This is a genomic window from Serratia sp. JKS000199 (genome assembly GCF_900215455.1).
Taxonomy (GTDB): Bacteria; Pseudomonadota; Gammaproteobacteria; order Enterobacterales; family Enterobacteriaceae; genus Serratia; species Serratia ureilytica.
In genome coordinates, this window is sequence record NZ_LT907843.1 from 3,046,286 (window position 1) to 3,062,173 (window position 15,888).

At 57.7% G+C, this 15,888-nt stretch carries 13 protein-coding genes; all 13 read left to right on the forward strand.

What is annotated here, in order from left to right; genetic code table 11:
* Positions 1–1,032, forward strand: a complete 1,032-nt coding sequence (locus CPH57_RS14565) for a PqqD family peptide modification chaperone (RefSeq protein WP_033644028.1) — start codon at positions 1–3, stop codon at positions 1,030–1,032.
* Positions 1,029–3,566 (forward strand): lantibiotic dehydratase, encoded by a 2,538-nt coding sequence (locus tag CPH57_RS14570; RefSeq protein WP_069101082.1) that lies wholly within the window; start codon positions 1,029–1,031, stop codon positions 3,564–3,566. Before CPH57_RS14565 ends, CPH57_RS14570 begins: the two co-directional genes overlap by 4 nt.
* Positions 3,559–3,774: a hypothetical protein gene (locus CPH57_RS14575; RefSeq protein ID WP_033644030.1), complete on the forward strand. Its 216-nt coding sequence runs from the start codon at positions 3,559–3,561 to the stop codon at positions 3,772–3,774. Before CPH57_RS14570 ends, CPH57_RS14575 begins: the two co-directional genes overlap by 8 nt.
* 6 nt (positions 3,775–3,780) lie before the next feature.
* Positions 3,781–4,815 (forward strand): efflux RND transporter periplasmic adaptor subunit, encoded by a 1,035-nt coding sequence (locus CPH57_RS14580; protein ID WP_080273402.1) that lies wholly within the window; start codon positions 3,781–3,783, stop codon positions 4,813–4,815.
* Positions 4,808–5,518 (forward strand): ABC transporter ATP-binding protein, encoded by a 711-nt coding sequence (locus tag CPH57_RS14585; protein WP_047025626.1) that lies wholly within the window; start codon positions 4,808–4,810, stop codon positions 5,516–5,518. The genes CPH57_RS14580 and CPH57_RS14585 overlap by 8 nt, the downstream gene beginning before the upstream one ends.
* 59 nt (positions 5,519–5,577) lie before the next feature.
* The gene (locus CPH57_RS14590) at positions 5,578–6,672 is read left to right on the forward strand and encodes an ABC transporter permease (protein WP_033644034.1); all 1,095 of its coding nucleotides are present in this window, start codon (positions 5,578–5,580) and stop codon (positions 6,670–6,672) included.
* Positions 6,669–7,838, forward strand: a complete 1,170-nt coding sequence (locus CPH57_RS14595) for an ABC transporter permease (protein ID WP_033644036.1) — start codon at positions 6,669–6,671, stop codon at positions 7,836–7,838. The genes CPH57_RS14590 and CPH57_RS14595 overlap by 4 nt, the downstream gene beginning before the upstream one ends.
* Positions 7,839–8,192: 354 nt before the next feature.
* Complete coding sequence (locus CPH57_RS14600) at positions 8,193–12,194, forward strand: non-ribosomal peptide synthetase (RefSeq protein WP_046687623.1); 4,002 nt, start codon at positions 8,193–8,195, stop codon at positions 12,192–12,194.
* Positions 12,191–13,756, forward strand: coding sequence for an MchC protein (locus tag CPH57_RS14605; protein WP_096242483.1), 1,566 nt, complete (start codon positions 12,191–12,193; stop codon positions 13,754–13,756). Before CPH57_RS14600 ends, CPH57_RS14605 begins: the two co-directional genes overlap by 4 nt.
* Positions 13,753–14,187, forward strand: coding sequence for a toxin-activating lysine-acyltransferase (locus tag CPH57_RS14610; RefSeq protein ID WP_033644038.1), 435 nt, complete (start codon positions 13,753–13,755; stop codon positions 14,185–14,187). The genes CPH57_RS14605 and CPH57_RS14610 overlap by 4 nt, the downstream gene beginning before the upstream one ends.
* A gap of 45 nt (positions 14,188–14,232) precedes the next feature.
* On the forward strand, positions 14,233–14,571 hold the full coding sequence (locus CPH57_RS14615; protein WP_033644039.1) for a hypothetical protein: 339 nt from the start codon (positions 14,233–14,235) through the stop codon (positions 14,569–14,571).
* 106 nt (positions 14,572–14,677) lie between these two features.
* Complete coding sequence (speG, locus tag CPH57_RS14620; RefSeq protein ID WP_033644040.1) at positions 14,678–15,229, forward strand: spermidine N1-acetyltransferase; 552 nt, start codon at positions 14,678–14,680, stop codon at positions 15,227–15,229.
* A gap of 203 nt (positions 15,230–15,432) precedes the next feature.
* Positions 15,433–15,654: a hypothetical protein gene (locus tag CPH57_RS14625; RefSeq protein ID WP_060660371.1), complete on the forward strand. Its 222-nt coding sequence runs from the start codon at positions 15,433–15,435 to the stop codon at positions 15,652–15,654.
* Positions 15,655–15,888: the final 234 nt, after the last annotated feature.

A 15,888-nucleotide genomic window follows, 5' to 3' on the forward strand; every position in this document is an offset into this window, starting at 1 on the left:
ATGCCGCCTGCATCCCCCCTGTTGCGTTTAAACGAGGATGTGAAACTGATCTCTCCGCAGGCGAATGTGGCGCTGTTGCTGCAAGAAAACAGTAATGCGCCGTTAAAGCTGAGTGGGTTTTCTGCCCGGCTTGCCCAACAGTTGCAAGGGGGCAGCTCCATGGCGGCCCTCCTGGCGGAGCTGGCAGAACACCACCCGAACGCAACGCCCGAACAGTGCCAACAGGCGCTGTCCGCGTTTCTGCTGCGGTTGAAACAGGCGAATATGATCGTTGATGGCGCGCAAAAGCCGCCTGCGGCGGCGAAAGTGGCCGGGCGATATCAGCTGCCTAACCCCGATCGCGCCGCACATAAAATCGCCACCGTGCTGCGGGTTGTCCCGCGCGGGTTAGGTTACGGCCTGCTGAGCCTCGCGATTGCCGCTGCCTTGTGGCGTTTCATCGCGTGTTTGCCAGGGCTAAACGCCTGGCTGCTGCAGGGCGAATGGGCCAGCGTCCAGCTGATGGTGATGCTTGTCGGCATACCGTTATGGCTGTTTTTGCATGAAATGGCGCATGCCGTCGTTTGCCGTCTTTACGGCTGCCCGGTTCTGGGGGCAGGTCTGCAATTTCGCGGCTGGTGGCTGCCCTCCGTGTTTGTCAACACCAGCGCCATCGCGCTATTCCCACTGCGCGGCATGAAGGCCTGGGTGGCGATGGCAGGGCCATTGATGGATCTCTTGTGTCTGGGAGCGCTCGCGGCGCTGAGTGAAAGCGCCGTCGCCACCGCGATACGGCCGTTACTGCTGTTGATACTGTTCGGCCTGCTTTTCAATCTCACCCCTTTTCGGCTTTCGGATGCCACGCGGGCATTTCGCGCTTTTGCCCAACCCGGCGCCAATAAGAAAACCCGCGAGTGGTCTGCCCGAGGCCGCCGCCTATTCCGCAGTTATTGCCTGCTTTACAGCCTCTGCATGGCGGCGGCGATGGGTTGGTTAAGCTTCGTGAGTTGGCAGAAGGTGAATAACTGGTTGGCATCTGGAGTATTATCATGACGTTACCCGCGCAGCCTTTGTTGCTCGTCGCCCCTTTTATCATGCTGCGCACCGCAGGCCTGCCGGCGCACTATGTCAGCCAACTTCCGGATGATTTATCCGCGATTATCCGGCAACACCACTTGCAGGAGCCGGCCTGGCGGCAACTCGGGCAGGCGCTTATCGCCAGGCTGCATGCGAATATCGCATTACCCTCGGCGGACAGCGTTCGCCAGGATATGATTCGCTGTCGCCGCCATATCTTCAACGATCGCTATTTCAACCTGTCTGCCGAAGTGCGCGCCTGGTTGGCGCATTACGACTCAGCCGCTCTGGAGCAACTGACCGAATGGTTGGCGATAGCGAATGAGCGCCGGCAGTTGGCGGCAACCTTTAACCAACGCTGGCAGCGTGTCAACGAACAGACGCAGGCCTTGTTGCTCAAAGCCGCCAACGAACCGGCTCTGCGCCGGGCGCTCTGCCTTGCCTCCCCGCAGTTGCTTTGCGATCTGGAACAAAATTGGCAGAGTTGGCCGGCCAAACGGCGCCGGCGCGTAGAGCGCTCCTTGTTTGCCTACATGATTCGAGCGGCGGGCAAAGTCAGCCCATTCAGCACCTTTTCCTCTTTTAGCCTGGTCCCGTTTGAAAGCTCGGCCGGCGAAGCCACTCTGCAAACCGGTGAAGGCAAGGTGACCTCGACCGTACACCTCAACCGCTCCATCGCATTAGCCTTGCGCGACGCGCTGTATACGCAGCTCTGGTTGGCGAAACATGATCTGCCGCTGTGCCGTAACCCCTCCTTGCAACGCATTTCCGCCAGCCAGATGCGCGGCCATTTCTATCGCTATGAGAAACGCCACGGTTTGTTATGGAACGAAGAGCAGCAATTTGTCTTGGGCCTGGAGGCAGCGGAAATCGACGCCGTTCTGAGCGCCAGCCACCAGCAAAGCTGGAGCGAGTGGCGAGCGCATTTCGAACTGGCCGGGATGGCCCCGCCCGAAGCGGAAAGACTGCTGAGAAAGCTGGTGCGCAAGGACGTCTTGCGCCCAACATTACAGTGGGGAACGCATCATCCTGCCCCTCTGGCCGATGTTTTGGCGCTGATGCCGGCGGAGCTCTCCAGCGACGCTCTGCGCAACCTGCCCGAACTGCCCGAACGCTTTGGTGCGGCAGAAAACGCGGAGCGCGTTGCGCTGCTTGAGCAGGCTCAACAGACGATTCAACAGAGCTGGGAGCGGCTGACCCGCCATCAGATGCCCGAAATTCGCAATATTTTATATGAAGACGCCTGGCGGGAAGGGATCAGGATGACATTGCCTGACGCTTTCATTCCCAATGTACTTGCCCGCGTAGCGAAAGCGGTGGCCAAACGCGCCACGTTGTCGCAGGAGTACCTCTGGCTGCTGCAGAACTTTATCGACAAATACGGCGCAGGTGGCCACTGCACCGATGTCTCATTGTTTTTGCAGCAGAGCTGGCAGGGATTTATTCAATTCACCCAACAACGTATCTCGCAGTCCGCCGCCACAACGGCCCGCTGGCGGCAGCACAATATCAACCCCGCCGCCCTGAAGCTGCCGGTAACGCTCTTCCTGCAATTGGATGCCCGTCATGTGGGGCAGCTAGCGCATCCCCGGGGCAAAGTGGTCATCAACAATGCGTATTCGCGTATCGGCTGGCAGTTGGCACGCACCACATTGACCAACGACAGCCAGGCCGACGACAGGCGCCATCAGTTGCAAAACTGGCTGCGCCAGTTCGCCGCGCCGGCGCTGCCATTAACCTTCAGCGTCAGCGGCGAGTCCAGCAATCTCCAGGCTCAGGCCCGCCTGGCGGCTCATCATCTGTGCCTGGATGAGCCGCCTCAGGTTGCCGGCGACCTGACGCTCGACCGGCTCCAACTGCATCATGATACGCAGAGCGGCCTGCTGAAGCTGACGGACAACCAGGGACAAGCGTTCCAATTATGTTACCTCGGCGCGGCGACGCCGATGGTGGCCTGGGGAACCAAATACCTGCTTACCGTACTGGCCGAACCGGTGCAGATTGGCCGCCCCGCCTACAAGCGATTGATGGCCAATGAGCTGGATCATGACTTCCGCCATGCCCCGCGCATGGAGGAGGAAGACTGTGTCCTGATCCGTGAAACCTGGTGGGTCCGCTCTTCCCGCATTTTCCATGAGCTGTCCGGGCATCAGGCGGCGGAGCATCCGGCGCGCCTGTTGGCATTGTTACTGAAGAACGGCATTCCGACGGACAGCTATGTGAACGGGCAATTCAACGATCATCTTAGCTGGCAGTCATTTAACAACGACAAGATTCGCAAGCCGATGTGGTGCAGGCTGGGCAATTCACATTGCCTTGACCAATTGCTGCTACTGGCGCGAAAAGTTGACTGGTTAGTCTTCCGAGAGGCTCTCCCGTCACCGGAAAACAGTTGGATGGAAGTGAAGAATGAAACCTATCTCACTGAAATACACACTGAGATGGTCATCCCTGGCGATTACCTCGACGCCTCTCTTATGTCCCCTCTGAAGGAGAAATCCCATGCATAAAGTATCAGGCTTGCTGCTTATTATCGGCCTCGTCATGTTCGCTGTCGCCCTGGCCCTCAATATCTACAGTAGCTACACGGCGAGCAACGCCAACGGTGCGTCATTGTTCTCCACCAACTGGTGGGCGCGCTGGTTCCCACTTTACGCTTCGGGAGCCGCTCTGCTCTTCATTGGTGTGATCTTGCGCCTGACAGTAGGGGATCGTTAAGCACCTATGCGTTCCCCATCTTCAGAGGCACCGCGCAACGCCGCCCGCCAGCAGGCGTTGCACCTGCTGAACTCGCCTCATACTCCGCCGCGCGGGCGGCCATGGCGCAAAGCGGCGCTCGTCGGAGCGATTGCGCTGGCGTTAGCCTTAGGTCTCGTTGCCGGCAGGGCATGGTTTACCCAGCCAGCAGCGGCCGAGCGCGCCAGCGCCGCCGAGCCTCAGGCCAACACCGCAGCACCTGTCGAGCCAGCGCCCCCTGCGGCGGCCGCATCTGCAGTCACGGCCGCAGGATTCATCAAGGCCTCGCGCCTCTCCACCGTTTCGGCAGAGATTACGGGAACGGTGCAAGAGATTTATGTGCAACGCGGGGACAAGGTAAAAAAAGGCGAGCGATTGGCATCACTCGACGGGCGTTCGCTAAGAGCGCAGCTTGCGTCGCTCCAGGCCAGCCAGCAAATCGCGGCGGGCAAACTCGCGCAGACAGAGTCCCGCCTGCCGCGCGCGCGCAATCAGCTGCAGCGATTGAACCGTTTGTTGCCGCTCAACTATGTGAGCCAGGATGATGTCGACAGCGCCAAAGCGGAGTTGGATTCGTTCGAGGCGCAGCGCCGCCAATATCAGGCAGAATTACAACAAGTGGGCTGGCAGATAAAAGCCAGTGAAATCGACCTGTTGCGTACGATTATCCGCGCGCCCTTCGACGGCCAGGTGGTGTCGTTAGACGCCTCCCCAGGGGAAACGGTCTCGCCCATTTCCGCCGGCGGCGGTTTCACCCGCACGGGGATCGCCACCATTGTCGGTTTGGATAATTTTGATGCCGAAGTTTGGCTGCCCGAAAGCCAGCTGGCGAAAGTCGCGCCCCAACAACGAGTGACAATCAAGCCGGATGGCCTCCCCGATCGACAGATCTCAGGCACCGTCAGCCTTATCTCTTCGGTGGTGGATGAGCAACGCGCGGCGGTTTTAGTCATTATCAAGCTCGCTCAGCAACAGCCCTGGCTGAAACATAATATGTCAATTCAGGTAGATTTTTATGAATAAAACGGCAACCGCGCCGAGCGATCCGGTCGTACAACTGCAACAGGCCGGCAAAGACTATAAAAAAGGGCGCGAGCACATCACGGTATTGCACGATCTTGATTTTAGCCTGCACGGCGGCGAGATGGTCAGCATCATGGGGCCATCCGGCTCAGGGAAATCGACGCTGCTCAATCTGATCTCCGGCGTTAATGTCTGCGATCGGGGCGAGGTATTTTTGCAAGGGCATTCGCTGCATCGGCTGCGACCTGAAGAACGCACCTCGCTGCGAGCCCGCCATATTGGCTTCGTCTTTCAGTTTTATAACCTGTTGCCCGTGCTCAGCGCCGAAGAGAATGTCGCCCTCCCCCTGCACCTTTGGCATATGGACGCCAAACAGCGCCGGCAACGCGTCGACGCCGCGCTGGAGCTGGTTCAGATGGAACACCGGCGCCGCCACTTGCCGGATGAACTCTCCGGAGGAGAGCGCCAACGCGTGGCCATTGCGCGTGCGATAGTCACTAATCCGGATCTGCTGCTGTGCGATGAGCCTACCGGCGATCTCAGCCAGGAGGCGGGGGAGGAAATTATGGATATTATGACGCTACTGAGCCGGGAGCAGGGCAAGGCTATCATCGTCGTGACGCATGATATTCAGGTCGCCGCGCGGGCACAGCGCCAATTCCAACTCAGGGACGGCAAGCTGATCCGTAGGGATATGCCATGAGAGCCGTGTTTTACCTCTGGTTGTGGCGCTCCGCCACTGAGCAGTCGAGAAGATTTATCATGATCTTGCTGTTTATCGCCAGCGGCGTCATGTTGCTGCTGCTCATGCTGACCTTTGATCGCGCCTTCAGCTTAAAGGCAAGCGATCCGCCCGGCGCAGACAACCGGCTACTGGTGCTGAATGCACTCAGTTCCCAAATGCTGCTGCCGCAGTTTTATCATCAGAAAATGAGTCAACTGCCGGCGTTGGATCGGCTGAGCTGGGGAGTTTGGGTCGGTGCTTACTATCGCCACCCCGGATGGTTCGTGCCCGCTATCGCGGTAGAAGACCAACACTACTTCGCCATGATCCCCTCTTTAAAAATAGCGCCGGGCTTACTGGAGCGTTGGCAGAATGACCGGCAAGGCGTGCTGGTCGACAGCCGTTTTGCGGCGCAATATCGCTTAAAAGCGGGCGATCGGCTGCCGCTTTCATCCGCGATTTGGAAGCTCGCGCCTAACCCCATTCTCGATCTTTACATTACTGGCATCGTTGAAGAAACCCAAACCGACACCCCTCCCGCGGTCTGGATGCATTATGACTACCTCGACAGCGTGAGACAAAATGGCAAGCGGCTGGTGAGTTTTTTTATGGCGACCCCTAAACCCGGCATGTCTGCCGAGAACCTCTCCCGGCAGATTGATGCCCTGTTTGGCGCGGAGCGGTTGCGCGGCACCACGCAGACAGCCCCCGTACGCATGCATATAAAATTGTTTATGAGTAAATTGTTCGATTTCCATCGCGTGATTTTTTGGGTCAATCTGGCGCTGTGCCTGTTATTGGCGCTGCTGCTCAGCACCAACTTCTATGTCATGACGCATAAAGCCTTGAGCGACTACCGCACCCTTAATTATCTGGGTTTTCGCAAATCACAGTTGATTAAAGCGGTTGCCGTGCAACTCGGCGCCATCACCTTGGCGGGTGCCATCGTGGGCATAGTGTTGTCGGTTATTTTTATTCTGCTGTTGCCGACGCTGTTCCCCGCCGTATTAAACGCCGTTGAGCCGCATTTCCAGGATTATGCCATCGGCCTCCTGCTGGTCTTTATTTTATCCCTGGTCTGCGCATTGCCCTCCCTCTTGCAAATCGCTCGCCTGCAGGAGGAGAGAAAATGAACCCGCGCTCATCCTCGAAAATCCACCAGCTCGGGATATTGCTGGGCATTGGATTACGCAACCTGTGGCGGCGGCCGCTTTATTTCACCGCGATTCTATCCAGCTTCATTTTTCTCGCGGTCATTGTGACATCGTTATTTTCACTGCGCGCAGGGCTGATCGGCGCGCTGGAGTCGAGTGCGGAACCCGGCCTGTATTTTGCGCAAAGCAAAGACTCCTCTTCCGAACTGACCAGCACGATAACGCGAACGCAGGCGGCGCAACTTTCGCGCTTGCCCGGCCTTGTTGCGGCTTCGCCGGAGTGGGTTGTCCTGGTGCGGCTCCGCCCAGACAACGTGGAGAAAGAGTATCTGGTGCGCGGCGTAACGCCGGCGGCATTCACGCTGATGAACGCGAACAACGGGCAACCGCTGGTCACCCTCACCCGCGGCAGAGCATTTCAGCCGGGGCAAAATGAGCTCGTCGTCGGCGCGTCATTGGCGCGGCATTATCCGGCGTTCCACGTGGGCGAGACCATACGCCTGCACGACCGCGATTGGAAAATCGTCGGTGAATTTACCACCGGCGGTTCGCCGCGGCAGTCCGAGTTCATGGCCGATCTGGAACATATCCGCACCAGCTGGGGCGCGGGACTCGATTACAACCTGGTGGCATTGACCAGCAATGTCACCTCTGTCGAGCAACTGCAACAAGCCATCCAGGGGACGCTCAATGACCGAGTCGCCATTAGCGACAGCCGAACCTACTATGCCGGCAGCAGCGAAGGGTTGGGCCAGGTGCTGCTGTGGTTCGGCCTGTTATTTTCATTGCTGGCGGGGGTGTCGGTGACTGCGGGCATCATCGCGCTGTGTGAATCGCTCATTGCCAACCAACAAGACCAGCTGGCAATAACGCTGCTGCTGGGATTCGGCAGGGTTATTGATGTGTCTTATCTCTGCCAAACCCTCTTGCTGGGCCTGGCAGGCTCTTCCATTGGCGCCTTGTTGAGCATGTTGCTGTTCAACGGCATCACGTTCACCACGTTTGGCCACGCGCATGAGCTGGTGTTCCCCATGATGGTCAGCGGAAAAATGCAGATGATCAGTATCGCTTATGGCGTATTCATCAGCTTTATCGCCTCACTGTTTGTGCTGCCGGCCATTCGCGCAGCGACAAAGGGAAAATAATGCCGGGCGCAACAGAGAGCCGGCGAAAAGCAAGCCGCGCGTCGCCGCCGGGGTGCGGCCCAATAGCGATTAAAAAATGATAGCTACTTAATTTATTGCGGTATGCCCGGCGAAACGCGGCAGAAGATTTTGCGATGACCTTGGCGATAAGGGCAAAGCAATTTCCCCCGCCGGTCATTGTCGCCAACGAAGAGCGCAGGGCATTCATTGAATGAAATCGCGCTAGGTGAAAAACCCAAAGCACTGAATATCAATTACACAGAGATATTGATTTGATTTTGCAGGCCAAAAGAAAATGGAAAGCCTGGTGACAAGGCACTTGAGTACCACTCCAGAACAGGAGCCAGAGAAAAAATGAATGATTCATCCCTTAATAATACCCCCCTGGCGGACACCCAGCAGGGCGTATGGTACGCATCGCAAGCGAGCCACTCTTCCAAACTCTATGCGACGGCGCAAGCCCTGCGCCTGCACGGTGAAATTAATCGGACATTATTGCTCAACGCCATCGAACTGGCTCTGCAGGATATTGAGGTGCTCAACCACCGTTTCCTCGATATCGATGGCACTCCGTCTTTCGGCATCCGCCAGCCTGCTGGCCGCGTGACCGTCTGCGATCTCAGCCATCACGCAGACCCGGAGGCGCTCGCCTGGCGCGCGATGGAACAGATAACGCAACGGGAACAGGGACCGGAGAATTTACATCTTCATGAACATCAGCTGTATGTTTTGAATGAACGCGAAGCGATATGGTTTTCCCGAATACACCATATCGCTTTCGACGCCTACGCCTATTCCCTGCTCCACCGCCGTGCGGGGGAGCATTACCGAGCGCTGTTGCAAGGAACGCCGCCTCTCCCCAGCCGCTTTGTCAAACTGACCACGCTCTGCCAGGACGACGTCCTCTACAGGCAGAGCGCGCAATATGCGGACGATCACCGCTACTGGATGCAGCGCTGCGCGCAGTTGCCTGCGCCGACCTTTCTGGGTGCGCCAGCGCAAGCCATGGCCGAGCACACGTTGGAAGTCGAGACCGTTATCGATACCGAGCTGGCGCTAGCCCTGGGCAGCTTCTACCAAAGCAGCGGGATCGCGTTATCCGACATCTTGCTCAGCGCGTTCGCCAGCTATTTCTCCCGCTGTCAGTCGGGCGAGCGGCAACTGTTGTTCGGCCTGCCCTGCATGGGGCGGCTTGATACTTATGGCGCCCAGGCGGCGGTCACACGCAGCAATATCCTGCCGCTTCTGCTGGATTTGCCGCAACACGCGCACTTTCGCGACGTTTGCGCCACCGTCGCCCGCAGCCGGCGCGAGCTGCTCGCGCACCAGCGCTACCGCGGAGAATGGATCGGCCGAGCCATCGGCAGGGTAGGCGATACTCTGCCCCTTTACGGCATCGAACTGAACATCTTGCCTCCGCCTGCGACGCTCGATTTTGCGGAGCTAAGCGCCACGGTCAAACATATCGCCACCGGCCCCGTACGCGATCTTAACCTCCACCTGGAACTGGGTACGGACCTGCAACCGCGCCGCCTGCGTCTTATCGCCAATGCCGCGCGCCATCATCACGCAGAGCTGCAATTGCATGTGCGGCGGCTGTTGCATTGGATCATGCAGTTGGTTGCGGCGCCGACCCTTCCGCTGCAACAACTGACGCTGCCAGCACCGGCGGAACTGGCGTTAATCGCGCAATGGAACGACACCGCCCAGCCGTTACCCGCCAACACGATCCTCGGCCTGTTCCTCAAACAGGCTCAAGCCACTCCGCATCAGCTAGCCGTGCTCGACGAAAACGAACGGCTGAGCTATTCGGCGCTGGAACTGCGCTCACGGCGGTGCGCGCATGCCCTTGAACGCCATCTGCAAGGCGCTCGCGGCCAGGTGATCGCCGTCACACTTGAACGCAGCGTAGCCTTAGAAGTGGTTCTGCTGGCCATTATGCGTGCCGGCGCCACGCTATTGCCGCTGTCGCCCGAACTGCCGACGCGGCGACAGCAAAAGATGCTCGAGCAGGCCAATGCGGCATTGCTGATAGCCGATCGCGCCGATGACGACAGGTTGCCGGACAGCGTTCCCCGGCTCGATCTCGCCGCGCTGTACTCACTAGCCGCCCATCAGGGCGACGCGGCATTGCCGCTCGTCACGCGGCAAAGCGGCGCAGATCCGGCTTATATTCTGTTCACCTCCGGTTCCAGCGGCGCCCCAAAAGGGGTGATCGTGAGCCATCTTGCCTTGGCCAATCGCCTGCAATGGATGCAGGCCGAATATCCTCTCGGAACGCAGGATCGCGTGCTGCAGAAAACGCCGGCCACCTTTGATGTGTCGATTTGGGAGTTTTTCTGGCCGCTGATCGGGGGCGCAACCTTGGTGATGGCGCGGCCCGGCGGCCATACCGATCCGGCGTACCTGCTGAATTGCATCGTGCAGCATCGCATCACAACGCTGCACTTTGTTCCATCGATGCTGGCGCTGTTTCTCGACGCCGTCGAACGCAGGCCCGAACCGCTGCCGCTGCTCAGGGTATTCGCCAGCGGGGAAGCCTTGTCGCCGGAGCTGGCCCAACGGCAGCGGACATTGCTGACGGCGCCTTTGCATAATCTTTACGGCCCGACGGAGGCCGCCATTGATGTCACTTACCACGCGCTGAGCTGCAGCGACGAGAAGCGCAGCGTGCCTATCGGCCGCCCCATTTGGAATACGCGCATCCACGTGCTGGATCCCTTCGGCAACACCACCCCCATTGGCATCGAAGGGGAATTGCACATTGAGGGCATTTGTCTCGCTGACGGCTATGCGGGCCAACCCGAGCTGACGGCAGAACGGTTTTTCGCCACAGCGGACGGCAAGCGCCTTTACCGCACGGGAGACCTGGCGCGCTGGCGCCCGAATGGCGAAATAGACTATTTGGGGCGGCTGGATCACCAGATAAAAATACACGGGCAGCGTATTGAGCTGGAGGAAATTGACGCGGTTCTCAATCGACATCCGCAGGTGCTCCAGTCCTGTGCCAACATGCATGACGGGCGCATTGTCGCCTATGTCGTGGCCAGCGGCGCCGAGGCCGATGAAAAAGCCTTACTAGCGCTCTGCCGGGAATATCTCCCTGCCTACATGCTGCCGCAGTGCCTGGTGTTTCTCTCCGAACTGCCGCTCAGCCGCAATGGCAAACTGGATAGAAAAGCGCTGCCCGCTCCGCAAAGCCCGCAATCACAGGGCGGTGGCATTCCCTCCTCCCTGACGGAGCAACGGCTGTGCGAATATTTTGCCGATGCGCTGCGCCTGCCTGCCGTGGCGCCTGAAGCCAACTTCTTCGAACTGGGAGGCAACTCGCTGAGCGCCGTTGATGTCGCCGCCCGCATTAACGCCGGCCTGGGTTGGCAAATCACCATCGCCAGTATCTTTGCTCATCCTTCAGCCCGGGCGCTGGCCGAACAAGGCCAGCACTCAGCGCCGGATATGCTCGATGCCACACTGCTGCTGCGCCCTGGCGCCGGCGCTTCGCAAAACGCGCTGCCGACGCTGTTTTGCATCCATCCGGCCGGTGGCATCGCCTGGTGTTACAGCGGCCTGGCGCGTTTTCTCAAAACGCCGTGTGAAATCGTCGGCTTGCAAGCTCAAGGCCTGACGCCGGGCAGCAATATCACCCGAACGATGGATGAAATGGCCGCAGAATATGCCAGGCGCATACGCGCCCATCAGCCCGAGGGGCCTTACTGGATCATCGGGTGGTCGGTTGGCGGCATGATCGCCCACAATGTCGCCATCCACCTAGAGCAACAAGATCAGCAGGTCGAATTGCTGGCGATGATGGATGCCTATCCCAGCGATCTGTGGCGACGCTTCGCTTTTGAAACGCTCAATGGCGAAGAGGAGGAGAGCCTGGCGCTGGCCGCCCTGTTGTTCATTGCGGGCATCGCCTTGCCCTTCGATCAAGAATTGCCTTCGCTGGTCGTGCCGAAAGGCGAGATCCTGCAACGCGCGGAAACAATCGCCCTGTTGCGAAAACACGGCAGCGCCCTGGCCAGTCTGGATGACGGCACGCTCGACCGCTTGATTGACGTGGTGATTAATAGCCGCCGCCTGGTCGGCCAGTCGGAACACGGCCACTTCTACGGTAATTTGCTGTTCTTCACGGCAGCAGCGCCGCGCGCAGAAGACTGGTTGGATTTGGAGGCCTGGCGCCCCTATGTACATGGACGAATACAAAATATCGACATCGACTGCGATCACCCCGCGATGGCCAGGGCGGAAGCATTGCGCGATATCGCCGGGCATCTGGACGCCGCTTTTGCTCGTTTCGCGCAGCGCACGTCCGTATCAGAACTGAACTACACCATAGAGTACATCACCCAATGAGCGATTCTTTTTTACTTAAGGACCTGGCGGAAAATTTAGTGCCTTTCACGGCACACCGGGTTACGTCCTCTCTCATTTGGTCCGCCGAAGAAAAGGCAGACGGCGAAGCGCTGCACGCCGCGTGCAGCTATCTGGTCACTCCCGATACGCCAGGCGCCGTCAAAGTTTTCCACGCGGAACGTTACGGCGGAGGCGGTATTCAACGTAACGGCGGCGGCGCCCGCTGCGGTTTTGATGGCCGTTACCAGGTGAAAGGAATCGGTGCTAATCCGCTGGTCGGGCAAGGTTCGGATTGGTATCACTCCAATGGCGAACTGCGCGCCGAACAGGCGATCTATGAAGCCCTATGGAGCGAAATGCTGGCGCAGACGTTGCCTTATGGCGCCGCGCGCACCCACGCGATTTTGCTCACCGACAGCTATACCCATGGGGATTTCACCCGCACAAAGGGCCGCTCTCGCCGCGCCCTTCTGGTTCGCGAGCCCCTGGTCCGCCCGGCACATTTTGAACGAACGCCCTACTTCCGGCCCAAAGCGGAATATGCAGGGCAGCTCATGCATGACGTTCAACGGGTTAAATCCGTGCTTCGCCGCCTGCCGGACTATTTGCCGGTCCCCACCGCGGGCTTCAGCGAACAGGCCGCTCGCGATCCGCGGCGCCGCTGCCTTGAGGGGATGTATGAGCTCACCAAACGTCTGGCTCGGCAAATGGCGTTTTGCCGCACCCGCTTCCTGATGTTGACCACCTCATCCTCCAACATCACCATGGACGGTAGGGTATTGGATTTTAACGGGCTAACCTGTTTATTCCCCAGCGATCATCGTTACGATTTCGAATACCAGCTCAAGTTTGCACAATTGATGAGAGAACCGGCAATCATTCAGAACAGCCTATCCGAGCTGTGCTTCTACCTTGGGAAGTACCTGTTTGATCGGCCTTTCATTGCCATCGCCCAGCAACAGGTAAAAACCTATTTCTGGCATTTTTTTCAGCAGGCCTGTTGCCGTGGCTATTTGACGCTACTGGGCATTCCCATCGACCTGCTCTCACCGACGCAGACGCCAAAACCCTTAGAGAGGCTGGCAAACAATTTCCTGCAGCTGCTTATCCACCGTTGCCGAAAGCTCTATGTCTCAGCGGAAATGGCGGGAGACGAATCGCCGCTGGAACGTTTGGTCGTGACCTTGATTCGCTGCAGCCAAGGGCACCCCGTCCCCACGCATGACGATTTCTCACGGGATGCGCGTTTTATGGGCACCCTGCGCGCTTTCTCGCAGGTCAATCATTGGTTGGTCGAAACCTGCCACGCCCAGGGAATCGATGCCACCGTTATTCAGAAAGGCATGGCGCAACAGGCTCGCCTCAGGCTGCGGCCCCGCCCCCAGTGCGGGAAAATACAGATGCTCAACGAAATCACGGCTCTGGTGGAGGCCAATGGTGATGACGACCAACGCTTGCGGCAACTGTTAACCGACATGCGGATAAAGGCGGTGGCCTTCGCCAAAGAAACCTTTGGCGGGCAGCCGCTTGTCATCCCCTCCAGGAGAAATGAACCAGCATGACGCTCTATATTCGAGAAACCGCCGGCGGCCAAGATCAATGGTCAGACTATGAGCAGCTTGGTTTTGCCGTGAGCTGCATGTTACATCACCGAAATTACAGCCTTCATCCGATAAAAAGCGTTCAAGAGCGCTTGATATTTGCCATACAGCACGGGCAGATCAAGTTTCTTTTCGACACCAATGACCAACCGCTGGCCTATGTTCTCTGGGCCTGTCTGACGGAGGACACCGAAACGCAATTGCAACGCGATCCGGGGTTCCCACTTCACCCTTCCGAATGGAATGAGGGAGACAGGATATGGCTGCTCGATTTTTGTTGCAGGCCCGGTTTCGCACCTCAGGCAATCAAGCGCTTCAACAAGCTCAAACCCTGGGGAGAGGGCCAGGTGCGCTGGCAGAACAGAAAGAGAAAGGTAATGACGCTGGCCTGATCCGCACGGCCCGCTCCTTAAATAAAACGAATGGAGAGCCCCTCGATGGACGGATTTGTACTCATGGCGATCAAACGAATCGCGGTAGAAACGGCATTTTTCTGTGAAGGCCCCTATGACAGCGATAACGGATTTGAGCGTCTGATGGCCTGTAAAACCCGCAGCGACTTGAACAATAGCGCGTTTGGCGATGTCTTCCTGCATTCGTTTCTTCGCGGCAAAAGCGTGGAAGAAATAAAAAGCGTTGTCCTAAATTCGGCAATTCAATTGATTGTTGCGATTAAAAAAGTATCGGCGGAAATCGCCGAACAAATTTTATTGCAGACTCCATTGCCACCAGAGGCCATAAGTGTCGCCAGGCCAGCTAATACCTGCACCGTCTGAAGTCTGAACCTTGCCTAAACGGCGCCCACGCGGCGCCGTTTTTTTTCGCCTTCATCCATTCTGTGAAGTTATACTTTGCACAATTTCACGGCACAGAGGAGCCCACATGTCCAGCACTGCCAGCGTCAGGTTACGCCCATTGGAACGGGACGATCTGTCGTTCGTCCACCAGATGGACAACAACGCCAGCGTTATGCGCTATTGGTTTGAAGAACCCTACGAAGCCTTTGTCGAACTTTCCGATCTCTACGACAAACACATCCACGATCAGAGCGAGCGCCGCTTTATCATCGAGCACGAAGGCGCCAAGGTCGGCCTGGTGGAACTGGTGGAGATCGATCACATCCACCGCCGCGCAGAATTCCAGATCATCATCGATCCCGCCCACCAGGGCAAAGGCTACGCCAGCACCGCCGCCCGCCTGGCGATGGACTACGGCTTCTCGGTGCTGAACCTGTACAAGCTGTACCTGATCGTCGACAAGGAGAACCCGAAGGCGATCCACATCTACAGCAAGCTGGGCTTTAACGTGGAAGGCGAGCTGATCGACGAGTTCTTCGTCAACGGCGAATACCGCACCGTGCTGCGCATGTGCATCTTCCAGCCGCAATATCTGGCGAAGTTCAAAACGCCGGGCGATAAGCCGCTGGTGAAGTGACGGTCTGCGAGAAAAAAGAGAAAACCCGCGCTGGCGGGTTTTTTATTGGCGAATAACCGGCTAGTATTCGGTGATGCCATTTTTACCGGAAAATGAGCTGATAAAAAAGCCAAGAGCGTATTTAACCGGAATAGTGGATGAAACAGTAACGCACCGCAATAACAAGAACCTTTCCTCTGAATTTCTACGAAGGAGTAACGTAAATGGCTAAAGTTTCAAACCTGCTGCTTTTTATCGGCCTGGCGATGTTTGCCATCGCCGTAACCCTGAATATATATAGCGGCTACACGTCCGCAGATCCCAACAGCACCCCGCTGTTTTCCCCGCTCTGGTGGACGCGCTGGTTCCCGCTCTATGCCTCGGGCGCTGCATTGTTGGTGGTGGGGTTGGTATTGCGGGTTACGGCTAAAGGCCGCGCGCATTAAGGATTACCATTTCAGCACCGCCGAGCCCGCCACAGCTATTATCGACATGAGCAATTATATTGATCATCATCGACAACATAATTGTGGTTGATAATAAATTGCAGAGAATGGATTGAATTCCACATGATGAAAAATGAATAAAACAAACTCGCCGGCAATCAGACTTATGCCATGCCTTAATTCATGCCGGCTTAATGCGCGGGTAAAATAAAACAGCAGACGCAGGCCGACTGC